The sequence below is a fragment of the Marinobacter sp. KM021 genome, assembly GCF_050707965.1.
In the GTDB taxonomy this organism is placed as follows: Bacteria; Pseudomonadota; Gammaproteobacteria; order Pseudomonadales; family Oleiphilaceae; genus Marinobacter; species Marinobacter shengliensis.
Genome location: NZ_CP136129.1, coordinates 2,907,453 through 2,929,664, shown reverse-complemented (window position 1 = coordinate 2,929,664; position 22,212 = coordinate 2,907,453). Strand labels below are relative to the sequence as shown.

The following is a 22,212-nucleotide window of genomic DNA, read 5'->3' as shown; positions in this document are numbered from 1 at the left end:
CAGGCGGTACTCAGCTTTGCTTTTCCCGGGGCTTCTCTTCGGCCGGGGCCTCAGTTTTCTCAGCCTGCTGGCCTTCCAGCGTGCTCTGATCGGCGGATTTTTCCTCTTCGTCGCTCATGGATTTCTTGAAGCCACGAATCGCGCCGCCCAGATCACTGCCGATGTTGCGCAGTTTCTTGGTTCCGAACAACAGGATGACGATGCCGAGTACGATTAAAAGTTGCCAGATGCTGATACCCATGAGGGTTCCTCGTTCAATTGTTGCTGTTCCATGACATTGTACGCCAACGGCGACCGTTCCCGGAAATCCCCGTTAGGGGTACCTCTTTACGAGTTCCGCGACGCTTTCTCTTCTAGGCCTGACAGATCGAAACGACTGGCCAGCTCATCAATCACATCTTTTGGTCCGAGCCCAAGCCGGGAGAGCATCACCATGCTGTGAAACCACAGGTCGGCCGTTTCGTAAACCACATCCCGGGTGTCCCCGGACTGTTCGGCGTCTTTGGCGGCCAGCAGTGTTTCGGTGCACTCTTCGCCCACCTTCTCCAGAATCTTGTTCAGCCCCTTGGCGTGCAGGCTGGCCACGTAGGAGGTTTCCGGGTCGGCTTCCTTGCGGGCTTCCAGGACCTGGGCCAGGCGTTCCAGTACATCACTCACGGTCTCTGCTCCTCAATCACTGCCGTAGATGGCGTTCGGGTCTTTCAGCACCGGCTCGGCGCTGACCCATTGGCCGTCTTTCAGGGTCCGGTAAAAACAGCTTCGCCGACCAGTATGGCAGGCAATGCCGCCTTTTTGTTCCACTTTCAGCAAAATGACGTCGGCATCGCAGTCGAGCCGGATATCCCGGAGTACCTGCTGGTGTCCGGAGCTTTCGCCCTTACGCCAGAGTTTGCCACGGGATCGGGACCAGTACACCGCCTGGCCTTCCTCAACGGTCAGCTTCAGTGACTCGGCATTCATCCACGCCATCATCAGGATGTCGCCGTTGTCGGCGTCCTGGGCGATGGCCGGTACCAGGCCGTCTTCTGTCCAGCGAATCTCGTTGAGCCAGTCAGGCTGTACGACGTTAGCGGGGGAATCTTGCATTTTTGTGAATCCTGATAAATCCATTCGTTTAACGGCTGCCCCGGAGCATGACCGCGCCGGCAAGGGCAAGCAAGGCCCAGCTCCAAAGTGGCGCATCGGCCGCCAGCTGCGTGGCCTGCTCCTGAGTGCCCGCCAGGGCTGCGGCGGCGAGTGCGGCGGCAATGAAACCCCGGCGCCACCGGCGGTCACTGCGCAGTTGCTGCTCTTTCATTAACTCAAGCGTAGCGCGATTCTGTTCTTCCGTGGGGCCGCTGCTTCGAAGCTGTAATAGCGCATCATGAACCAGTTGCGGCATCTCCGGCGACTGTTCAAGCCACGCCGGCAGGTGCGTTTGCAGCGATTTGATCAGCCCGGCAGGGCCGATGCGCTGGCGCATCCACCTCTCCAGGAACGGCTGGGCGGTGCTCCACAGGTCCAGATCCGGGTACAGCTGGCGGCCCAGGCCCTCGACGTTCAGCAGGGTTTTCTGCAGCAGTACCAGCTGTGGCTGCACTTCCATATTGAAACGGCGGGCCGTCTGGAACAACCGCAGAAGGAAGTGGCCGAAGGAGATGTCTTTCAGTGGCCGTTCGAAGATTGGCTCGCACACGGTACGGATGGCCGCCTCGAATTCATTCACCCGGGTGTCCGGCGGCACCCAGCCGGACTGTATGTGCAGCTGGGCCACCTGGCGGTAATCCCGGCGGAAGAAGGCCAGCAGGTTACGGGCCAGGTAGCTCTGGTCGTCTGGCGCCAGGGTGCCCACAATGCCGAAATCGATGGCGATGTACTTCGGGTCAGCCGGGTTGGAGACGTCGACAAAGATGTTGCCCGGGTGCATGTCGGCGTGAAAGAAGCTGTCCCGGAACACCTGGGTGAAGAAGATCTCCACGCCTTTTTCGGCCAGCACTTTCATATTGACGCCGGCCGCTTTCAGGCTGTCTACGTCGGCAATGGGGATGCCGTGAATGCGCTCCATCACCAGCACGGATTTGCTGGTGTAGTCCCAGTCGATGAACGGGATGTAGATCAGCGGTGAGTTGTCGAAGTTGCGGCGCAACTGGCTGGCATTGGCGGCTTCGCGTTGCAGGTCCAGCTCATCGTGGATGGTGGCGTCGTAATCGGCCACTACGTCTACCGGGTGCAGGCGTTTGCCTTCAGACCAGTATTTTTCCAGCAGGCCGGCCATCAGGTACATCAGGCCAAGGTCCTGGCGGATCACCTTGTCGATACCCGGGCGCAGCACCTTGACCACCACTCTCTGGCCATTGGGCAGGGTGGCGGCGTGTACCTGGGCCACGGAGGCCGAGGCCATCGGGTCCGGGCTGAACTCGGCGAACAGCTCCGACACCGGCGCGCCCAGGGATTTCTCGATAATGCCCCGGGCCTGGTCGCTGGGGAACGGCGGCACCCGATCCTGCAGTTGTTTCAGGGATTCGGCCATGTCGTCGGGCAGCAGGTCCCGCCGGGTGGAGAGAATCTGGCCGAATTTGACGAACACCGGGCCGAGCTCTTCCAACGCCAGTCGCAGCCGGTCGCCCCGGCTCAGTTTCGGCTGGGGGAACAGGTGCCAGGGCGCCAGCAGGAAGAAAATCTTCAGCGGTGTGGGCAGTTCCGCCAGGGGCAGAAACGTGTCCAGCCTGTAGCGGCAGAATACCCAGGCAATTCGGAACAGGCGTTGCAGGCGGGTCACAGGGTCTCCGTATCGTTGTCGCTACCGGAACTTTCCAGCTGTGTCAGCCGGGCTTCCAGGCGTTCAGTGCGCAGGTTGAGCTGGTCAATGTCCTGGAATGTGGCCTCCAGCTCTCTGCGGCCGGGCAGGGCCCGACTCTCTTCGTGCAGGTACTCTTCCAGATTGGCGTTCATGGCATTCGCAGCTTGCCGGCTCCATTGCACCGCGCTGCGGATGCGCTTGCCCAGAAAATGTGCCGGAAGGTCGCCAAGGTGTCGGGCCATGGCCGCTTCCCAGTCAGGCTCCAGCTGGTTCAGGGCACGTTGCAGTTGGTGGGCCAGGGCGGTATTGCCCTGCACGCCCAGCCGATCGTCCGCAAACACCTGATCATCGCCCAGGGCGAGGGCAACAAAGGCCATGGGGCGGCCGGTAATGACCAACTCGGGGGCATCGGCGGGCTGACTGCGCACCTGAACCCGTTCGCCCACACGCTCCAGGGTCCAGGTCAACGGGACCGGTGCGCTGATGTTGAATTGTGCCGGCCCGGTCAGGGCGTCCAGCAGGGCCTGCCGGCCCGCTGTGTCCAGTTCCAGTGCCCGGTTCAGCGCGATCTCTACAATGGCGCTGGCAGCGGACAGAAGGGTCGGGCCGGGGAACATCAGGGTTTGATTCCCACGTGCAGGGCGACAATGCCGCCGGTCATGTTGTAGTACTTGCAGTTCACCAGACCGGCCTGTTCCATCATACCTTTCAGGGTGTCCTGGTCCGGGTGCATACGGATGGATTCGGCCAGGTATTTGTAGCTTTCACTGTCGCCGGCAATCAGCTGGCCCATCAACGGCAGGGCGGTGAAGGAGTAGGTGTCGTAGGCCTTGCTCAGCAGTGGGTTGGTGGGCTTGGAGAATTCCAGCACCATCAGCTTGCCGCCGGGTTTCAGGACCCGGGCCATGTCCCGCAGGGCCTGGTCCTTGTCGGTGACGTTGCGCAGGCCAAAGGCGATGGACACGGCCTGGAAGCTGTTGTCCGGGAATGGCAGGTGCTCGGCATCGGCCTGCACGTACTCGATGTTGCCAGCGTAGCCCCGGTCTGTCAGCCGGCTGCGGCCTACCTGCAACATGGAGGCGTTGATGTCGGCCAGGACCACCTTGCCGGTGGGGCCGACAAGGTCAGAAAATTTCATGGTCAGGTCGCCGGTGCCACCGGCAATATCGAGCACCTGGTGGCCTGGGCGAACACCGCTCAGCTCGATGGTGAAGCGCTTCCACAGGCGGTGGATTCCCATCGACATCAGGTCGTTCATGAGGTCGTACTTGCCGGCCACACTATGGAAAACCTGGGCTACCTGGCTGGCTTTCTGGCTCTTCGGTACATTGCGGAACCCGAAGTGGGTTACGTCGTCCTGGCCGTTGCCGGGGGTGCCCGGTGTTTGCTGCTCGCTCATGGGTGTTGGTCCTGTCAGAATCTCAGGTTGGTATTCTAACCTTTGAGGGGTTGGCTACAAGTTTATTGCCGACTTACACTGTAAATCTGTCTCCAAACAACCGAGAAAACTGATCCATGTCTGTCATTGATATTCATCGCGCCCACTCCCTGGACAAAGCCCACGCCCGTGAAGCGGCAGAAACCCTGGCGAAAGATCTGTCGAAGCAGTTCGACGTCAATTACCAGTGGGAGGGCGACCTGCTCACGTTCAAGCGCAGTGGGGTGAAAGGCCACCTGGATCTCTCTGACAGTGATTTGCACATCCGCCTGGAACTGGGGCTGATGCTGCGCCCGTTCAAATCCCGTATCGAGCAGGAAATTCACTCGCAACTGGACCAGATTCTCACAGCCTGAGCCCGGTTAAAGGTTGCCCGGTACCGAGAAGGGTTCCGGGTGGCTCGCCAGTATGTTCTCCATCACCTGTTTTTCCCGGCCGATCAGCCGTTCAATCAGCACGTCGACATCCTCCATCTTCCGGAATGCGCTGTAGCCCCGGTGCAGGAAACTGTGCAGATCGCCCAGCTCGGCCATTTCCGCCGGCCCCCGGCTCATCGACAGCAGCCAGCCCAGGGTGCGGTTGCGCACGTAGCGGTCCAACTGCTGGCCAGTGTCGGCCACCAGTTCCAGTTGCCGGCTGCGGATGCTCAACTGGCCGCTGGCCCGATAAGCGTCGCAATAGTCGCTGGTGGTGATTGAGGCGGTACTCAGGTTGTGCCGGTCAAACCATTGTGCCAGTTCAAGATCCAGGCTCTGGGTGACCAGGTTCAGTTCAACCAGCCCGGCGAAGGTGCCCAAGAGATGGTCTGGTAGCCACTTCACCATCTTCGGGAAGACCCGGTCGATGTTATCGTCCCGTTGGGTCATGCCAGCAGGGGCGTAAAGGTCTGTCAGCAAGAATTCCAGGCCAGTGTGATAGCCGGGGTTCTGGTAAAGGTCCTGGTGCGTGGCTTTCAGCCGTTCCGCTTGCCAGTCGGCGATGCGGCGGGTGTCTTCCAGCAGGGGGTGGGCTGACTTGAGCTGGCGAAAGTCGTGGTATTCCAGTAGCAGGCGTTTAAGCCGGTGGGCGTTTTCTGAATTCACGTCCGTTGTGACCAGGCGCTCACGATACATGCAGGGGCTCCAATAAAACCGGCGACAAGAGGCATGGCCTCAGAAAAAGGCGCTCAGTTTAGCGAAGCGGAAACCGGGCTGCACCTGTTAAGGTTCAGCCCTCGGCGGCAACAGGCAGAGTTTCCAGACCGGGCACCCATTCCTTGCTGTCCAGTGTGATGAAGTGGCTGGGGGCTTCGGTTTCGATGATGCGCATGTTGGTCGGGCTGGTACGGGCACTGGCCAGCATGGCATTGCGATCCAGGATGCGATCCGTCGCAGGTATCAGGAACGTGCCATGGCGCACATGCTGGTACACCGAGGTGTCTGTGCGGACCATCCACTCCATGATATTTTCAATGTTGCGCACGATGGTCAGATGATCCTTGGTGGCATAGAACAATTTGTTCAGCAGCTGCCGTTTTCTCGGGTTCATCTTGCCAAAGAATGTCTGGCCATAGGCGGATTGCGGCGCGCTGTTGATCAGACGGATCAGCCAGGGCCACATGCCGTGGCTGACCGGCTCCAGCAGGGTGGTCACCAGGGCGTGCAGTTTGCCCTGGGGCAGCACTGGCGCTTCCAGCACAATTTCGACATCCTCGTACAGCTCTGGCCACTGCTTGATGGCTTCAAGAATCACCGCACCACCCCTGGAGTGGCCGTGGATCCGGATATTGCGGGTGCTGGGCAGGTTTTGCAGTGCCTGATTCAGAATACAGGCATCATACTCAATGGTACCTTCCAGGTGCTTGATGGGCACTTCCCAGCCCGGGTTCTCCGGCGTGACACCGTTTACCGGAATATGGTAGTTGCTGCAGGTGAGAAGAATCAGTTCGGTGGTCGGGCCGTCATAGGCCTGGGTGAAGTAACAGTGATTTTCCAGAAAGCCGTGGACGCCGATGACGGTATGTTCCGCAGCGCCGCTATGATTCCGCACCGATACGGCGCCTTTACCAACACGGTAAACCCGGCCTGAGAACATCTCTGAATAGGCGCTCTCGATAGGCTTGATCAGTTTGCGAACATGACTGGCTTTCATGATTCATCTCCCCCGGCATTGCAATGGACTGTTATTGGTTTTGGTTGTGCCGGTCTCTCATTTGTACCGCGTTTGGCTGGGCGAGTTAGTGGCACTACCGCCGGGATTTCCGGAGATCTGTAGCCAATCGCGCAGCATCGTGGTCATTCTCTATAACCATTGCATCATTACATATAACCAGTATAGAGCCGAAGGGTTACTTGCAGGTAATTTTTTGTAACGCTGTGGGCGACGCACGGTGATGGAGCCCCGTAAAGGACTCTGGCACAATGCGGGATTGGCTTTTTACTTATCGGGCACGTTATTCATCGGGGACTATCAGGTTTGAACCAGGAGCAATCGCATCTCATGCTGTCTTCGGATTCGGCCTGGCTGGCTTTGGAACGGCCGGAAAACCCCATGACCATTACCATTATGCTCCGGGTTGACGGCTTGACGGCCGGCCGGTTCCGGGAATTTCTGGAGGTGTACTGGACCGCCTGGGAGCGTTTTCTCTGCCGCCCGGTCTGGAAGGCGCCGGCCTGGTACTGGCAGAAAGACCCCACTTTTTCCGTTTCCCATCACCTTGATGTGGTGATAGACCGGTTTGATCAGCATCAGTTGCAGGACTGGGTGTCGGCGCGGCTGAACGAGCCGCTGCCGCGGTATCGCCCGGGCTGGAAGTTCTGGCTGGCGCCCAACGCCCAGGGTGGTGCGGCCTTGCTGCTGCGCCTGCATCATTGTTACGCCGACGGGCTGTCCCTGCTGGGCATTTTCTCAACACTATGCCCGCCGTCGCCCCGGCAGTATCCGGCCATCTATGGCGCCGCCGAGTTGCCGCAGCTGGAACGGTGGACAACCTACGCCAGGCAATGGTTGGGAAATATGGCTGCCCAGGCAGGCCAGGTTTCCGGCGCGATACCGGATGATGGCCCCACCAAAGGGGCGGGGCACGCCGGGCGGGCACTGGAGGCCAGTGCCCGGATGGTGCATGAGCTCAGCGAGTTTCTGGTGGAACCGGCCGATACGCCCTCTGAGTTGCGGCGGCCATTGCTGGGCCGGCGTAGCTGTCGGTGGTCTGAACCGGTGGCGCTTGACCGTTTTCGTGCAGTCGCATCGGCCACCCATACTACGATCAACGATGTGTTACTGGCCTGTGTGGCGGCGGCTGTGCGCCCACGGCTGGGGATGTCACCAGAACAGTTGGACGATGCGGTCATGCATGCGGCCGTGCCCGTGGATATCCGGTCCCGGATGCCGGAGGGGGTTCGGCCGGAGGACGGCGAGCCCGGCAACTGCTTTGGCACGGTGTTCGTGCCCATGCCGGTGGATGGTGCCAGTGCCCTGGAGCGGCTGTTCCGCATCAAGCATGAAACCCGCAAGCTCAAGAAGAGCTGGCAGCCGGGGATCGCCTGGGGGCTGACGGCCAGCGCCGCGCTGTTGCCGGAGGTGGGGCGCAAACCACTGGCTGACCTGTTTTTCCGCAAGGCCTCTGCGGTGGTGTCCAATGTGCCTGGTACGCCGGAGACCCGTTACCTGGCCGGTTGTGCCATCACCGAGCAGATGTTCTGGGTGCCCCAGGCCGGCGATATCGGGTTGGGTGTGAGTATCGTCAGCTACGCCGGTCAGGTGCAGTTTGGTGTGGTGGCGGATGAGGCCATTCTGGCCAACCCCCATGAGTTTCTTGATGACTGCTTGTCTGAACTGGACCAGTTCCCGGGTGGTCTTTCCACGTAGTCGTACTTCCAAAGTTTCGTTTCAAATGCCTCCCAAATGAGCAGAAAACCTGCTCGCTGGAAGCATTCCCCCCTGTTGTTGCATCACCGACCATGGAAATCAGGCGTCAGACCTCGCCTGGAGCGATCGGATAACCGGTCCTCTTATCCCAGATTTCCAAAAAACAACCGGGGGATGTATGAAAAACAACAACTTCAGAAAGTCAGGGTTGGCCATTGCCATGATGGCGGCCATGGGAGCCAGTGCCGGAGCCAATGCAGCCATTGAACTGTACAACGAGGACGGCACCAGCTTTTCGGTGGATGGCTACTTCAATGCGTTTTACGTGAACCGTGATGACAAAGTTGCTGACGTGCGCAATTCCGACGTCAAGATGGGTTTTTTGCCGAACACCATCGGCTTCAATTTCAGTAAGGAGATGGGCGACCTGACACTGGGTGGCCGTTCATCGTTCTGGAGCACGATCAACGACAGCCTGCAGTCGCCGACCGACACCGCAATCGATGTGCGTCAATTGTATGCAACCGTGGATGGCGCTTTTGGTCAGGTCCTGATTGGTAAAGATTTCGGCCTGTACGCCCGTTCCAATATCTTCCTGGATGAGATCCTGATGGGTTTTGGTTCTCCGGGTGCAGCCACAGGCGTGTCTTTCGGCAATATCCGCACCGGCTACCCTTACCCAAATCCGTCAGCCCAGATCACCTATCGCACACCGGACATGGGCGGCCTGAACGTTGCAGCGGGTATTTTTGAGCCTGCCAACACCACGCCGGGCGCCCAGTCTGAGCAGTCTGCCCCGCGTTTTGAGGCGGAAGTCACCTACAGCGCTGACCTGAACGGCGTGGCCTTGACGGGTTGGGTGAACGGTCGTCATCAGAGCTCCGAAAACGCCACTACCAAGATCGACAGTCAGGGCGTTGGCTATGGTGTGAAAGCGGCTGTGGCCGGTCTGTCCCTGACGGCTTCAGGCTTCACTTCCAAAGGCGATGTGCCGGTTCTGATTACGGATGGGGCTCTGGCCTCTGAAGAAGACGCCGATGGCTACCTGGTTCAGGCTTCCTACACCCTGGGGGCGAACCGCTTTGTGCTGTCTTACGGTGAAACCGATTCCGATCAGGGCAATTTCGAGACCGAGAATATGTCTGTAGCCGTGTTCCACGACGTTAACAGTAACTTCAAGCTGGTGGCCGAATACAATATGTTCGAGCAGGAAACCAAGTCTACCGGTGTGAAAACCGCAGACGCCAACACTCTGGCACTGGGTGCCGTTGTGATGTTCTGAGGAGCTTCGCTCCTGTCTATGGCCTTGCAGGTAGCCGGCAGGAAGCCGGTGCGCCTGCGATGGCCGTCTCAGACTAAAGTGCCGGTTTGCTCTTGCCAAAACCTGGCTGCGTCACCGGACATTGATTCAAGGGGAAGATAATCAATGGCTTACGGAAGATTTGGCGCGCCGACAAAGTGCACTGAAGTCGCATTGGCTGGTGGTTCAGGAGGCGTAGAATCGGTATCAGATTCCCGTATTCCGAGCAGGCTACCGATGAAGCCAGTCAGTCAGTTACCCGCAGTGCGAGTCGCCAGTTCCAGCGTCCGCGAGCCCGAGCTGGCCGCCGCAGAGCTTGCCAAGCGGCTTGTGCACGACAACCTGGGTTGCGTGCTGTTCTTCTGCTCTGTTGAGTATGACCTGCAGAAACTGGGTCCCGCTCTGCAAAAAGCCTTCTCTGGTGTGCGTGTCTACGGTTGCACCTCGGCCGGTGAGATTACCGAGCAGGGATACGACCGGGGCTGCATCAGCGCCATCGGGTTTGATGCCCGTTACTTCGCCATCGATTGTGCTTTGATTCGGCAGCTGGATCGATTCACCCTCCAGGACGCCCAGGGTGTCATTGACCAGATGCTGACCACCTGCCGGGATGCCAACCTGGCGCCGGTCAAGGGCAATACCTTTGCCATTACCTTGCTGGATGGTCTTTCCAGCCGGGAAGAACTGGTACTGGCGACTCTCAATGCGGCTTTAGGCACAATCCCTCAGTTTGGTGGATCTGCGGGGGACGACGAGCGCCTGGCCGATACCCACGTTTATTACGATGGTGAATTTCACTGCGGGGCGGCCACCGTCATGCTGGTCAATACCCCGCTGGATTTCCGGGTGTTCTCGACCCACCACATGGAACCGCTGGATGAAAAACTGGTGGTTACCCGGGCCTGTCCGCAAAGCCGGACTGTATACGAGTTGAACGCGGAGCCGGCAGCTGAGGTCTATGCTCGGGCGGTGGGCGTATCGCTGGATGAACTGGACCGCAAGGTGTTTGCCCTGCGGCCCCTGGGCGTTCGAGTGGGAGGGAACTATTTCGTTCGCTCTATCCAGAGAGTCAATCCTGATCGCAGTCTCACGTTCTATTGCGCAGTGGAGACTGGCATTGTCATGACCGCCATGGCGCCGGGTTCGCTCCTGGACAGTGTACGAACCCAGATTGAAGCCTCCGAGCGGGTGGTCGGCACACCGCTGGTAACACTGGGGTGCGACTGCTTTTTACGCCGGCTCGAAGCCGAGCTGACCGGACAAAGTGACGCGGTTTCCGAATTTCTCAAAGCGCACCGTGTGGTGGGGTTCAACACCTACGGGGAGCAGTTCAACGGTATGCACATTAATCAGACCTTTACGGGGGTGGTCATTGGCCAGCCTGAGTTCAGTACCTGATCTCCCCGAATCTTCCGGCGAGTCTGCCAAGGACCAACGCATTGCGGAACTGGAAGCTGAAAACCGGCGCCTGCGTGACATCCGGGACGCGCTGATTGTTCGGGTGGAGTCTGGCTCTGCCCACAAGCCGGAGCCCTACGCGGCGTTCGAGCACTCGGTGATACTGGCCGAGCAGGTCCGTGAGCGCACGGAAGCCCTGAACCTGACCATGGAAGAACTCAAGGCCAGTAACAAAGCCCTGATGCGTGCCCGGGAAGAGGCGGAGACCTCGCGCCAGCGCCTGAACGATGCTATTGAAAGCATTGCTGATGGATTCGTATTGTTCGACCACAACCACTGCCTGATTCAGACCAACAGTCGTTTCCGGAGTTACTGGCGCCATGCCGGTGTGCCGGTGCCGGCAGCGGGCACCCCGATAGACAAGGTGAAATCGAAAGCGCTGAGCTCCGGGCTGGTCGTCGAGGAGCACAGTCACGAGGATGCCGAGGGCACGGTGTTCCTGCTGTCCAACGGCCGCTGGGTGCAGATGACCGAAAGGCCCACGCGGGAAGGCGGGCTTGTGGTGCTGTATTCCGACATCACTGACGTCAAGAACAGTGAAATGGCGCGCCGTATCAAGGCGCTGGAAGAAAGCGAGCGTTGGATTCGCGTGGTGACAGACCATGTGCCGGCATTGATTGCATACGTGGGCGCTGATCTGACCGTGCAGTTCTGCAACAAGGTTTACCAGGCCTGGTATGGCCAGCCCGGGCAGTCGCCCCTGGGTATGCGCCTGGACGAGGTGCACGAGCCTGAATTTTACCAGCGGCTGCTACCCCAGATTCTGGAGGTCATGGACGGCCACAGCGTGACATTCGAGTTTGACGAAACCGGTGTTCGGGGTGAGCAGCGGTACATGCTCAGATCGTATGTGCCCAACGTTGATGACAATGGCGAAGTGGTCGGCTTCTTCGTGCTGATTCGTGATATTACCGATCGCCGAAAAACCGCGCTGGCGTTGGAGCAGGCCTATGACAACCTGGAGAAGCGGGTACGGGAGCGCACAGCGGCACTGACCGGCCTCAACGCCCAGCTTCGTCAGGAGATCTCGGAGCGTGCAGCGGTTGAGGCGCGCCTCAGGGAGGCCAAACTGGAGGCTGAGCGGGCCAATCTGTCGAAAACCAAGTTTCTGGCCGCCGTCAGTCACGATCTGCTGCAGCCGCTCAATGCTGCCCGTCTGTTCACCAGCGCCTTGCAGGAGCAAAGCTTCGGCCCCAGGGCCGAGGGCCTGGTGCGCTCGGTCAGCACCTCGCTGGATGACGTCGAGAACCTGCTGGGCACGCTGGTGGACATTTCCAAACTGGACGCTGGGGTGATCAAACCGGACGTGACCGCCTTTGATCTGCGGGATCTGCTCAACAACATCGCCCGGGAATTCCGTCAGATGGCTTTGGCAGAGGGGCTGCGGCTGGATTTCGTGCCATCGTCGGCGGTGGTGCAGTCTGACTCCCAGCTGTTGGCCAGAATCCTGAGAAACTTCCTGACCAACGCGATCCGTTACACCGGTCAGGGGCGCATCCTGCTCGGTGTTCGCCGCCGGCATGATCACGTGTTACTGCAGGTTTGGGACACCGGCCCGGGTATTCCCGAGGACAAGCTGACCGAGATCTTCCAGGAATTCAAACGTATTCGCCCCAGTGGCTCTCAGGCCGACAAGGGGCTGGGCCTGGGGCTGGCGATCGTCGACAAGATATCCCGCATGCTTGGGCATGAAGTGTCTGTGGCGTCGACTGAGGGCAAAGGCTCGGTGTTCAGCGTGCGGGTGCCGCTGGGGCAGTTGCAGCCCTCGCCGGCGGCGACCACGGACATCCAGAAGGTCGAAGTGGATCACGGCATGTCCGGCGCCAGGGTGTGGGTTATCGACAACGATCTGGCCATCTGTGAGGGGATGAAAACCCTGCTGGAGGGTTGGGATTGCAGGGTGGTGACCGCTGTCTCTGTGCCTGATCTGGACGCCAAAGTGGATATCGCCAGCGCACCGGTGGACCTGATCCTGGCGGATTACCATCTGGATAACGATGAGAACGGTGTGGATGCGGTTGCCCAGATCAATGGCCGGCGCAGTCAGCCGGCGCCGGTATTGATGATCACGGCCAATTACACCAACGAGCTGAAACAGCACATCCGCGAGCTGGGGTATTTGCTGATGAACAAGCCGGTCAAGCCGCTGAAATTAAGATCGGTGCTCAATCATGTCTTGAGGGGCTGAGCCCCTCAAGACTGGTCAACGCTTCAGGTACTGGCTGAAATCCACATCACTGGCCGACAGAATGGCCTGCACCCGGTTGTGCACACCGAGCTTCCTCAGAATGGCCGAAACGTGGGCTTTTACGGTGGTTTCTGCAATGTTCAGGTTGTAGGCGATCTGCTTGTTGGACTCGCCTTTGGACATTCTTTCCAGCACAAGTAACTGGCGACGGGTCAGGGAGTTGAGCAGTTCCGGAGAAATGGGGTTGTCTTCGTGCCGGGCTCTGCGGCTGTTGCTTTCCTTGCCGGTGCGAATGATATCGGAGGGCAGGTATACATTGCCATTCAGGATCTGCTGAATGGCTTCGGTCATCTGGGCCCGGGGTGAGGATTTGGTGATGAAGCCCACCGCGCCGTAAGTGATCGCCTGCAGAACCACCTGTTTGTCTTCTTCGGCAGAAACGATGACCACCGGGATAGTCGGGGCCTCGTTGCGCAGGGTAATCAGGCCGTTGAGGCCGTGCATGCCTGGCATATTCAGATCCAGCAGGATGAGGTCCAGGTCGTCGTTTTCGCGGGTGATTTCCAGCGCGCTGTCCAGATCATCGGTTTCGATAATCTCACTGCCCTGGAATCCTGAGGCGATCACACTGCTGATCGCTTCCCGGAACAGGGGGTGGTCGTCGGCAATCAGAATCTTATACGCCGGCTCCATGGATGTTTCTGCCTGTTTATTGTCGTCTTCGGGAGTGGTGTCGGATTCATCATAGCGTTTTTCCGACGAGAGTGCGGCATCAAGCTCGGTTAACATGGCGGCCTCCTGTGCAGAAGGTGTCTGCATGGGTGCGATCACCTTCTGTTTATTATTGTGATGGTTTCATTACACGCCATATTGGCCTTGGGTTGAATGCGACCATCGCACCAAAAAACAGGCACCAAAGTACTATTCTTGAAGGGCTGAGGGCTTCGTATCGTGATGGTATGAAGCATCACACAAGAATAACTCAAGCCGTACACCCGGGCCTCAAGGGGTGGTTCTCACGGGGCTTTCGCGTGCTCAGCCTGGTGTTTGCCGCGGTTTTGCTGGTAACACCGGACAACGGCTATTCGCGGGAGCCGGCGGGGTTGCCCGTTCTCAGCGTCAGCGTGCTTCAGTTCGGTACCGCGCACTGGGAACTGGATCATCTGCAACACAGAAAACTGGACCAGAAGAACGGCTACCGGCTTGACCTGAAACTGGTGGCGAATTTGCCAGCGTCACGGCTGGCAGTCACCAGTGGTTCCGTGCATGGCGCGGTGGCTGATTTGCTCTGGGCGCAGTCGCGATTCCAAGCTGGCACCCCCTACCTGTATGTGCCGTTCTCAAGCCAGATCGGGGATATCGTCGTGCCGGAGACGTCTGCGATTCGCTCGGTGGCTGACCTGGCAGGCAAACGCATCGGCGTAGCCGGCGGGCCGGACAGCAAGGGCTGGGTGCTGCTGACCAAGGTGGCAGAGCGACAGGGTATCGATCTGGCTCGAGATGCCCGGGTGCAGTTTGCCGCCCCGCCACTACTGAACCAGGCGCTAAAGCGTGAGCAGGTTGATGCCATCGTCACCTATTGGCACTTCTCTGCCCGGCTCAGAGGCGAGGGCGGCTGGCGTTCGGCTTTCGGGATGGCGGACCTGCTCAGGGCTCTGGACCTGGACCCGAACCTGCCGGTACTGGGTTATGTCTTTCCCTCAGAATGGGCGCAACAGCATGCCGGGTTGATTGAACGCTTTGCCCGTTCGCTGCAACAGGCAAAAGCCGAGCTGGCCGGTGAACCTTCGCACTGGCAGCGGTTACGGCCTCTGATGGGGCAGTCCACAGAGGCTGTGTTCGAAGCCCTGCGGGATGGCTTTGTGGCGGGCACCCCGGCGCTGCTGACCGAACAGCGCCGTGGCGATCTCCAGCGGCTGCTGGTACTCACAGGCGCTGATGCCGAGGCCCTGATGCCCGAAACCCTGTTCTACCGGAGCCCGCCGTGAGCAGCCAGGCAGGTCGCCCGCCGGTCTGGAGCTACTGGTTGGTACTGCCCCTGTTTATTGTGTTCTGGGGGCTGTTTGCCTGGCACCTGGAATCCCCGTTGCTACCCGGACCATTGCAGGTGCTGGAAACCTTGATGAAGGAAGCGCGGGGCGGTCAGCTCTGGTTCCATCTGGGCGCCACGCTGGCACGGGTCGCGGTGGCGTTTACCCTGGCGATGCTGCTGGGTACGTGTATCGGCATTGTGATGGGCCGGTCGCGCACCGCCAACGCACTGTTTGATCCCATGTTGGTGCTGCTTCTGAACCTGCCTGCGCTGGTCACCATCATACTGATGTATGTCTGGTTCGGGCTGGTGGAGGCGGCCGCGGTGATGGCGGTTGTTATCAACAAGATCCCGAACGTTGCCGTCACAGTACGAGAAGGTGCACGCAGCCTGGACTACCGGCTGGAACAGATGGCTACCGTGTACAGGTTTACCCGCTGGCAGCGGCTCCGTGAGGTATGGGTGCCGCAGCTCTTTCCTTATCTGATGGCGGCCACCCGGGGAGGGCTGTCGCTGATCTGGAAAATCGTTCTGGTGGTTGAACTGCTGGGGCGTTCCAGCGGTGTCGGTTTTCAGCTGCACCTGGCGTTCCAGGTGTTCGACGTTGCAGCCATTCTGGCCTACAGCCTGGCGTTTATCGCCGTTGTGCAATTGATCGAACTGGGGCTGTTACAGCCTGTGGAAAGACGGGCCAATCGCTGGCGACAGCCGGAGCAGGCCCATGCTTGAGCTGAGAATACGCGGTCGGGACTATGCACAGCCCGTGCTGGGCGAAGTGTTTGCCACCATCAAGCGTGGCGACCGCATCTGCTTGCTGGGGCCGTCCGGCATCGGTAAGACCACGCTGATCAATGCCATCGCCGGCCTGGATCACTCAATGCCGGCCGGTGCGGTGGTTGGTCGTGAAACACTGCGAGTCGGGTACCTGTTTCAGGAGCATCGGCTGTTGCCCTGGCGAAGCCTGAAAGCCAACCTCCGGCTGGTGGGCGCGAGCGATGAGGAGGCTGAGCACCTGTTGCGACAGGTTGGTTTGGCCGGTTATGGCCATTACCTGCCGGATCAGCTTTCACTGGGGATGGCGCGCCGTGCTGCGTTGGCCCGCTGCCTGGCGGTCAAGCCGGACCTTCTACTGCTGGACGAGCCCTTTGCCTCGCTCGACCCGATCATGGCGGGAGATCTGAAACAGCTGATCGCCGGCATATTGGACGCAAACCCGGATATGGCCATGATCTGTGTGACCCACGACAGCGGTGATGCAGAGTTACTGGCAAACCGGCTCTGGTACCTCGACGGTAAGCCAGCAAGGTTGCAATGGGACGACCGGGTGGTGGAGTCGGGAGCCGTTCGCGAGTTGTTAGAGCAGCTGAGGAGGCTGGATAGAGTGGGCTCCTGACACTCGGCCGGATCAGGCGGGCTTGCTCCCCAGGATTTTCGTCCGCTGGGGGCGAAAACCCGCGGTAGCGAAAAGCGAAAGTACGATGGTCACGCCGGCGGTTATGCCGACGGCCAGAGGGTTCCATTCCAGATAGAGTGAAAACCGGATCGCTTCGACTGCGTGGGTAAACGGATTGAACTGGCAGATCCAGTAAAGCCACGGGCTGGCTTCGTTCATGCGCCACAACGGATACAGGGCGGAAGACATAAAGAACATAGGGAAGATGACAAAGTTCATCACCCCCGCGAAGTTCTCCAGTTGTTTTATCCAGGTGGCAATCAGCAATCCCAGTGCGCCCAGCATCAGGCTGGTGAGGATCAACGTCGGCAGAACTGCCAGATACCCCCAGCGGGGTGGTTCTACGCCAACCAGCCATGCGATCAGCAGAAAAACATAAACCTGGGCCACTGACACAAAACCCATGGCCAGCAGTTTGGTAATCAGCAGAAACGGCCTGGGCAGGGGGCTCATCAACAGCACCCGCATGCTGCCCAGTTCCCGGTCATACACCATCGACAGGGCCCCCTGCATACTGTTGAACAGGATAATCATGCCGCACAGCCCGGGCACGATATAGGTTTCATAGGTGATGTAGGTCTGGTAGGGGGGAATAATGGAAATGCCCAGAACCGCCCGGAACCCGGCGGCAAATACCACCAGCCAGAGTAGGGGCCGCACCAGCGCACTGGCAAAGCGGGTGCGCTGTTGCCAGAACCTGAGCCACTCCCGGGTCTGAATGCCCAGGAAACAGTGCCAGTAATCAATGGCTTTCATATCAGCCGGCTCCGGTCAGTTTGTGGAACGTGTCTGCCAGATTCTGTGCGCCTTGCTCCTCGCAGATCACCTGTCCCGTGCCGTTTGCCAGCAAGCGGCCCTGGTGCAGGATCATCACTTTATCTTGCTCCTGAACCTCTTCAATCAGGTGCGTGGCCCAGAGTACGGTCAGTCCGTCTTGCTCGCACAGGGTCCGCACGTGTTCGTTGAGCGCCCGCCGGCTGGCGACATCGAGGCCTACGGTGGGCTCATCCAGAAGTAACAGGGAGGGTTGATGAAGCAGTGCGCGCGCAATTTCCACCCGCCGGCGGTGCCCCCCATTGAGCTGACGAACCGCGTCGTCGGCCCGGTCGAGTAGCTTGAACCGGGCCAGCTCACGGTCACCACGGGCTCGGGCTTCTTTGCGGGACAGGCCATGCAGGGCGGCGTGGTAGTGCAGGTTCTGGCGCACGGTCAGGTCCAGGTCCAGGGCATTCTGCTGGAACACCACACCGATCTCCCGCATCGCCTCTGCGGGCTGTTTTCTGAGTGACTGGCCGCCCAGCAAGACATCGCCCTGCTGCAAGGCCAGTAGTCGGGTGAGCACACCGAAAAGGGTGGATTTGCCTGCCCCGTTTGGGCCCAGAAGTGCATGGAAACGGCCAGAGGTCAGCGCGAAGCTGACCTCCTTCAGAACCGCTTTGCCTCCGTAGCGGAAGCTGATGTCCCGGGCTTCGATGGTCATGAAGTCGGATCGATTACCACACCCCAGGGGTAGCGGCCCACCTTGATGGATTTGATGACCTTGAGCTGGTCCACATCAATCACAGAGACATCACCAGAGACACCGTTGGTGGTGTAAAGGAACTTCTCATCCTTATCCAGTGCCAGTTGCCATACCCGGGAACCTACCAGCAGATAGTCCAGAACCTCGTAGGTCTGGGCATCCACCACGGCGACGTGGTTGGACGGCCCCAGGGCCACAAACGCGTACTTGCCGTCAGAGGTCAGTTGAATGCCAACCGGCTGTACGCGATCCTGCGGTACGCCGCGGATCTTGAACTCAAGTTGTTTGATTTCTTCAATGGTGTCGACATCAAAGATGTGCACGGTGCCGCCAATTTCTGCGGAGGCCCAGGCAATCTTGCTGTCTTTGGTGAACTCCACATGGCGGGGGCGCTGGCCAACGACCACGTTCTTCTCGATCTCAAAGGTCTCGGTGTTGATCCAGTGCAACATGCTGGTGGTTTCACTGGTGTTGACCGCCCATTTACCGTCCGGGCTGACCGCCATACCCTCTGGTTCGATGCCCACATCAATCTGCGCCAGCACGTCCTTGGTTTGTACGTCTACCACCGTCACGATGGCATCGTCCTCATTGGCAATGTATAGATGCCGGTTGTTCGGATGCAGGGCAAACTGCTCTGGGTCCTCGCCGGAGGGCAGGGTGTCGATGATCTTCCGGGTGGCCAGGTCCAGCACCTGCACCGTGTCGTCGTCACTGGCGCAGATATAGAGCTTGGTAAAGTCCTTGGACAGCAGAATGCCTCTCGGGCGGGCCCCCACCTCGATGGTATCAATCACCTGGTGGGTTTCTGTATCGATCACCGACAGGGTGTTGTCTTTCTCGTTGGAAACATAAGCCAGGCTGGCCATGGCTGGCCCAGACAGGCCGATCATGGCCGCTAGAGCAGCGTGTTTAAACAATGATTTCATGGTGTTGCTCCTTCTTGTTTTCAGTTTGGCGCCGCTCAGGGTCAGCCGTTGATGCGACACTGACTCTCGGGTTTGTCGAACCCGAGGGTGTCCATTTCGGTATTTGGGTGCAAAAAGCCGTCAAAGGGGGCCTGTGCGACCAGGCTTCTGGGATGGACCAGCGGGATTGGCTGGCGCAGCTGCCCGTTCCAGTCCCGAAAGCTCAGGCTGCGCCCCTTGAAGGCGGCCAGCTGGAACTTGTCGGTAAACAGAAAGTCGCGAATCTCGTTGGCGTCGGCCACCTTCAGGTCGGTTACCGCGGTACCGATCGAACGGACAGCGGCCCAGGCAGCGTAGTCGTCGCCGTTCATGTCGCGCTCGGCCAAGGCCCGGAACCGGTTCTGAAGCTGCGCGGCACCCCAGGCTTCGACCACCCGGTGCCAGGTGACCGGCACCATGCCCTGGGTGCCGACCACGGGTCTGGGCAGCCAGGTGTTGAACGGAACGTATTCGCCGAAATCACCGCGCACATCGGCCACAACGACGGCATCGTAGGCGCGGGCCTGGGTAAAGGCTGGCAGTTCCTTGGCCGCAGTGCGGCGCAGGTCGGCGTCGAAAGTCCAGGGCTTGTCCTGGACAATCTTCAGACCAAAGCGCTTGGCAGACCGGCGAAACGCATCGGCCCAGGCCTTGTCCTCCTCGGTCGGGCCGGTAATCAGGAACAGGTCGGTCCAGCGCCGCATATTCAGCCACTGGCCCAGTGAATCGGTCAGCATGGCGTAGCTGGGCACGGTGTGAAGCAGGTTAACGTGGCATTCGGCGGTGCGAAGCGCATCGTCTTTGGCGCCGGCATTGAAGACCAGTGTGTTGTTACCTGCCCGGCCCATGATGGCCTGGACGGTTTGCGCTGGCGCATTGATGACAAACAGCCGGGTACCCTTGTCATGCATGGCTTCAAACGCCGCCAGGATTTCCTCATGGGAACCCGTTAATTCAGTTTCCAGTTCATAGTTCTGCCCGAGGAATCGGCCAGTGGTCTGGTTGTCAGCCAGTCCCAGCTCGGCTCCTCGCAGGCCCGCATCCTCGGGCTCTGGAATAATATTGGATAACACGGGGCCTTTGTCTGGCACCCACTGCAGGTAGCCGATGCGAACGTCGAGCGCCTCCGCGTAAAGAGGAGCTGCGCTGAGCATGGTGAGCAGGGTGGCTGCCGCTGTCCTGGATAGCAAAGACATTGGATTCTCCGGTTTGTTGTTGTGATTCCAGCTTAGAGAAGGGGCAATGCCGGTGAAATATTCAGAAAGTAGGAAAGTGCCAGTACTAAAGAACTATTCCGGTTAAAGCTGGCGGGTTTAGCATGAGAGTGGACAGGCTGTTTACCCGCAATGGATAAAAACAATGACGGTATATCGGAAGATATCTCTATTGATGCTGGCGGTTTTTCTGCTCATCTATCTGCTCGGAGCGCTGTTTTACATCCAGCAGGCCCGCCATGATGTCCAGCGGGAACTTGACGGTGTTGCCGGCCTTGCGCAGAGTTTGGAAAGCCCTGACAGTCTCCCGGAATCTGTCGTTAGCGGCATGCGTCACCTGACGCCGGCGGGTGATACAGGTTCTGGAGTAAGCAGGGATGTGCCTGCCTGGTTCTCAGCACTGATTGCCAGAGAATTCCACCGGCCAGTGGTTAATGGCTGGCAGGTTGATCCCGCCGATGAGGTTGAGGAAATCTGGGAAGGGTTCCTGCTGGTTTCCGGTGCCTACGCGATTGGTACCTGCCTGTGCTTCCTCGCGCTGTTTGTTATGGTCAGGCGCGGCATGCGTACCCTCGCCAGCCTCTCTGAAGCCATGGGGGCAATCTCGGCGGGTCAACTCACTTCCCGACTACCGCGTCAGCAAGAACAAGAGCTGGACTCTCTGATTTGCCGTTTCAATTCCATGGCCGAGGCGCTTCAGTCGGAACAGCAGACCGTCAGTCGTCTGCTCAACGAACTGCTTCGGTTGCAGGACCGGGAGCGCGAACATATCGCCCGTGTACTCCACGACGACCTGGGGCAATACCTGACAGGTATTCGTGCCCAGGCGCGAAGCCTGCTCTACGATCCCGGCCTGAATGATCGGCAGAAGAAACAGGCCAGTGACCTGGCGGAAAACTGTGAGACCATCCAGACGCATTTCCGTCACCTGCTCCAGGATTTGCATCCGCTGGTGATGGAGCAGTTGGGGCTGGGCAGCGCAATCCGGCATCTGACCGAACAATGGCAACAGCTTAGTGGCCTGGAGTGTCGCCTTGCGATGGACGATCGCCTGCCAGAATTCACCGGTGAGCAGCAGACACACCTGTACCGGTTTCTCCAGGAGGCCTTGAACAACGTATCCCGTCACGCCAATGCGTCCTGCGCGACATTGGCGGTAGCCCTTAACGCCACGGAACTGAGCATTGAGGTACGTGATGATGGCGTCGGAAACGATTGTCTGCCCGACAACGCCGGCCTGGGTGTGCGGTCCATGCGTGAGCGTGCCAGATGCCTGGGTGGTGAAGTAAAGTTCTTCAGTCGAATGGGCGAGGGCACCCGAATCCGGCTTGCCGTCCCGCTTACCCGGCTGTGCCCAATCCCGGGGAGCATCGTGTGAAGCTCATGATTGTGGATGATCATCAGGTCGTTCGCCAGGGGATTGCGAATCTCCTGCGTTCAATGCTGCCCGCGGTGGCGATCACCGAAGTCGACAACGGCGAGGATGCGGTCGCTTGCTATGGAGGGTTGCGGCCAAATGTGGTGCTGCTCGATATGGGGCTTCCCGATATCTCTGGTTTGGAGGTTGGGCGCCGACTGCGCCAGCGCTGGCGTGGGGCGGCCATTCTTTTCTTCACCATGCACGATGAGCTGCCCATGGTCAGGCAGGCTCTGGATATTGGTGGTTTGGGGTTTGTCTCAAAAAGCTGCGCCCCGGAGGAGTTGGCTGAAGCGGTGAAACGGGTCGCTGCTGGCCAGCCCTACATCGAGCATCCGATTGCGACCCGTCTGGCAATGAACCAGGAGCGGCCGGTAGACCATCGGCTCAGGGATATGACCCAAAGGGAAATGGAGGTTCTTCTGATGTATGCCCGGGGTGAGAGTGTTTCAGGTATCGCTGGGCGATTGTGCGTCAGCAACAAGACCGTGTCTAACCACTTGGCGGGCCTGAAGAGCAAGCTTCAGGTTGCCTCGTCAGTGGAGCTGATCCATCTGGCAGTGGATGCTGGCCTTGTTCGCTATGGTCAGCTGGAGGAAGCAAGGCGGGTCTGAGCCC

General features: G+C 59.3%; 23 protein-coding genes. 10 read left to right on the top strand and 13 right to left on the bottom strand.

Translation table 11 applies throughout. From position 1 onward, the window contains the following. Window positions 1–10: 10 nt before the first annotated feature. The 6 genes from tatA to ubiE form a co-directional block, all read right to left on the bottom strand. Window positions 11–241, bottom strand: a complete 231-nt coding sequence (tatA, locus tag RVM24_RS13815) for a Sec-independent protein translocase subunit TatA (RefSeq protein WP_058092479.1) — start codon at window positions 239–241, stop codon at window positions 11–13. An 86-nt stretch (window positions 242–327) separates the two neighbouring features. Beyond that, complete coding sequence (locus RVM24_RS13810; RefSeq protein WP_431474228.1) at window positions 328–657, bottom strand: phosphoribosyl-ATP diphosphatase; 330 nt, start codon at window positions 655–657, stop codon at window positions 328–330. 12 nt (window positions 658–669) lie between these two features. Then, a complete protein-coding gene (gene hisI / locus RVM24_RS13805) occupies window positions 670–1,086 on the bottom strand; it encodes a phosphoribosyl-AMP cyclohydrolase (RefSeq protein WP_058092481.1) in 417 nt (138 codons plus the stop codon). A gap of 28 nt (window positions 1,087–1,114) precedes the next feature. Next, window positions 1,115–2,758 carry a ubiquinone biosynthesis regulatory protein kinase UbiB gene (gene ubiB / locus RVM24_RS13800; RefSeq protein ID WP_431474227.1) on the bottom strand — a complete coding sequence of 548 codons (1,644 nt, stop codon included), beginning with the start codon at window positions 2,756–2,758 and terminating at the stop codon, window positions 1,115–1,117. Beyond that, complete coding sequence (locus RVM24_RS13795; protein ID WP_431474226.1) at window positions 2,755–3,396, bottom strand: ubiquinone biosynthesis accessory factor UbiJ; 642 nt, start codon at window positions 3,394–3,396, stop codon at window positions 2,755–2,757. The genes ubiB and RVM24_RS13795 overlap by 4 nt, the downstream gene beginning before the upstream one ends. Further along, a complete protein-coding gene (gene ubiE / locus RVM24_RS13790; RefSeq protein ID WP_374786906.1) occupies window positions 3,396–4,178 on the bottom strand; it encodes a bifunctional demethylmenaquinone methyltransferase/2-methoxy-6-polyprenyl-1,4-benzoquinol methylase UbiE in 783 nt (260 codons plus the stop codon). Before ubiE ends, RVM24_RS13795 begins: the two co-directional genes overlap by 1 nt. Before the next feature lie 116 nt (window positions 4,179–4,294). On the opposite strand from ubiE, the gene RVM24_RS13785 reads away from it, so the two are divergent. Continuing rightward, on the top strand, window positions 4,295–4,573 hold the full coding sequence (locus tag RVM24_RS13785) for a polyhydroxyalkanoic acid system family protein (RefSeq protein ID WP_061330695.1): 279 nt from the start codon (window positions 4,295–4,297) through the stop codon (window positions 4,571–4,573). A gap of 6 nt (window positions 4,574–4,579) precedes the next feature. Here RVM24_RS13785 and RVM24_RS13780 read toward each other — a convergent pair whose 3' ends face one another. Next, on the bottom strand, window positions 4,580–5,329 hold the full coding sequence (locus RVM24_RS13780) for an FFLEELY motif protein (protein WP_152439144.1): 750 nt from the start codon (window positions 5,327–5,329) through the stop codon (window positions 4,580–4,582). Between the two features lie 94 nt (window positions 5,330–5,423). Beyond that, the gene (locus tag RVM24_RS13775; protein ID WP_152439143.1) at window positions 5,424–6,347 is read right to left on the bottom strand and encodes an alpha/beta hydrolase; all 924 of its coding nucleotides are present in this window, start codon (window positions 6,345–6,347) and stop codon (window positions 5,424–5,426) included. Between the two features lie 348 nt (window positions 6,348–6,695). Here RVM24_RS13775 and RVM24_RS13770 point away from each other — a divergent pair, with 348 nt between their 5' ends. The 4 genes from RVM24_RS13770 (at window position 6,696) to RVM24_RS13755 (ending at window position 13,009) form a co-directional block, all read left to right on the top strand. Next, complete coding sequence (locus RVM24_RS13770; RefSeq protein WP_431474225.1) at window positions 6,696–8,063, top strand: WS/DGAT domain-containing protein; 1,368 nt, start codon at window positions 6,696–6,698, stop codon at window positions 8,061–8,063. A 178-nt stretch (window positions 8,064–8,241) separates the two neighbouring features. Continuing rightward, complete coding sequence (locus RVM24_RS13765) at window positions 8,242–9,345, top strand: porin (protein WP_152439141.1); 1,104 nt, start codon at window positions 8,242–8,244, stop codon at window positions 9,343–9,345. A gap of 255 nt (window positions 9,346–9,600) precedes the next feature. Beyond that, window positions 9,601–10,761 (top strand): nitric oxide-sensing protein NosP, encoded by a 1,161-nt coding sequence (gene nosP / locus RVM24_RS13760; protein ID WP_342631211.1) that lies wholly within the window; start codon window positions 9,601–9,603, stop codon window positions 10,759–10,761. Continuing rightward, window positions 10,745–13,009 carry a NahK/ErcS family hybrid sensor histidine kinase/response regulator gene (locus tag RVM24_RS13755; RefSeq protein ID WP_431475409.1) on the top strand — a complete coding sequence of 755 codons (2,265 nt, stop codon included), beginning with the start codon at window positions 10,745–10,747 and terminating at the stop codon, window positions 13,007–13,009. The genes nosP and RVM24_RS13755 overlap by 17 nt, the downstream gene beginning before the upstream one ends. 15 nt (window positions 13,010–13,024) lie before the next feature. On the opposite strand, the gene RVM24_RS13750 is transcribed toward RVM24_RS13755, so the two are convergent. Next, window positions 13,025–13,702 carry a response regulator gene (locus RVM24_RS13750; RefSeq protein ID WP_106694070.1) on the bottom strand — a complete coding sequence of 226 codons (678 nt, stop codon included), beginning with the start codon at window positions 13,700–13,702 and terminating at the stop codon, window positions 13,025–13,027. Between the two features lie 266 nt (window positions 13,703–13,968). On the opposite strand from RVM24_RS13750, the gene RVM24_RS13745 reads away from it, so the two are divergent. Genes RVM24_RS13745 through RVM24_RS13735 form a run of 3 tightly spaced genes read left to right on the top strand, consistent with a single transcriptional unit; the run spans window position 13,969 to window position 16,434 of the window. Continuing rightward, window positions 13,969–14,997 (top strand): ABC transporter substrate-binding protein, encoded by a 1,029-nt coding sequence (locus RVM24_RS13745; RefSeq protein ID WP_431474224.1) that lies wholly within the window; start codon window positions 13,969–13,971, stop codon window positions 14,995–14,997. Further along, window positions 14,994–15,770 carry an ABC transporter permease gene (locus RVM24_RS13740; RefSeq protein ID WP_354446010.1) on the top strand — a complete coding sequence of 259 codons (777 nt, stop codon included), beginning with the start codon at window positions 14,994–14,996 and terminating at the stop codon, window positions 15,768–15,770. Before RVM24_RS13745 ends, RVM24_RS13740 begins: the two co-directional genes overlap by 4 nt. After that, window positions 15,763–16,434 (top strand): ATP-binding cassette domain-containing protein, encoded by a 672-nt coding sequence (locus RVM24_RS13735; protein WP_152439136.1) that lies wholly within the window; start codon window positions 15,763–15,765, stop codon window positions 16,432–16,434. Before RVM24_RS13740 ends, RVM24_RS13735 begins: the two co-directional genes overlap by 8 nt. A 12-nt stretch (window positions 16,435–16,446) precedes the next feature. Here RVM24_RS13735 and RVM24_RS13730 read toward each other — a convergent pair whose 3' ends face one another. From RVM24_RS13730 to RVM24_RS13715, 4 genes are read right to left on the bottom strand one after another with little or no spacing between them, the layout of a single operon-like run. After that, window positions 16,447–17,250: an ABC transporter permease gene (locus tag RVM24_RS13730; RefSeq protein WP_286922144.1), complete on the bottom strand. Its 804-nt coding sequence runs from the start codon at window positions 17,248–17,250 to the stop codon at window positions 16,447–16,449. A 1-nt stretch (window position 17,251) separates the two neighbouring features. After that, window positions 17,252–17,974, bottom strand: coding sequence for an ABC transporter ATP-binding protein (locus RVM24_RS13725; protein ID WP_431474223.1), 723 nt, complete (start codon window positions 17,972–17,974; stop codon window positions 17,252–17,254). Continuing rightward, window positions 17,971–18,945, bottom strand: a complete 975-nt coding sequence (locus tag RVM24_RS13720; protein WP_431474222.1) for a YVTN family beta-propeller repeat protein — start codon at window positions 18,943–18,945, stop codon at window positions 17,971–17,973. The genes RVM24_RS13725 and RVM24_RS13720 overlap by 4 nt, the downstream gene beginning before the upstream one ends. Before the next feature lie 41 nt (window positions 18,946–18,986). After that, window positions 18,987–20,159, bottom strand: a complete 1,173-nt coding sequence (locus RVM24_RS13715; protein WP_431474221.1) for an ABC transporter substrate-binding protein — start codon at window positions 20,157–20,159, stop codon at window positions 18,987–18,989. A gap of 163 nt (window positions 20,160–20,322) precedes the next feature. On the opposite strand from RVM24_RS13715, the gene RVM24_RS13710 reads away from it, so the two are divergent. Both RVM24_RS13710 and RVM24_RS13705 read left to right on the top strand, forming a co-directional pair. After that, a complete protein-coding gene (locus tag RVM24_RS13710; protein WP_106693849.1) occupies window positions 20,323–21,555 on the top strand; it encodes a sensor histidine kinase in 1,233 nt (410 codons plus the stop codon). Then, complete coding sequence (locus RVM24_RS13705) at window positions 21,552–22,208, top strand: response regulator (RefSeq protein WP_106693848.1); 657 nt, start codon at window positions 21,552–21,554, stop codon at window positions 22,206–22,208. The genes RVM24_RS13710 and RVM24_RS13705 overlap by 4 nt, the downstream gene beginning before the upstream one ends. The last annotated feature ends 4 nt before the right edge of the window (window positions 22,209–22,212 follow it).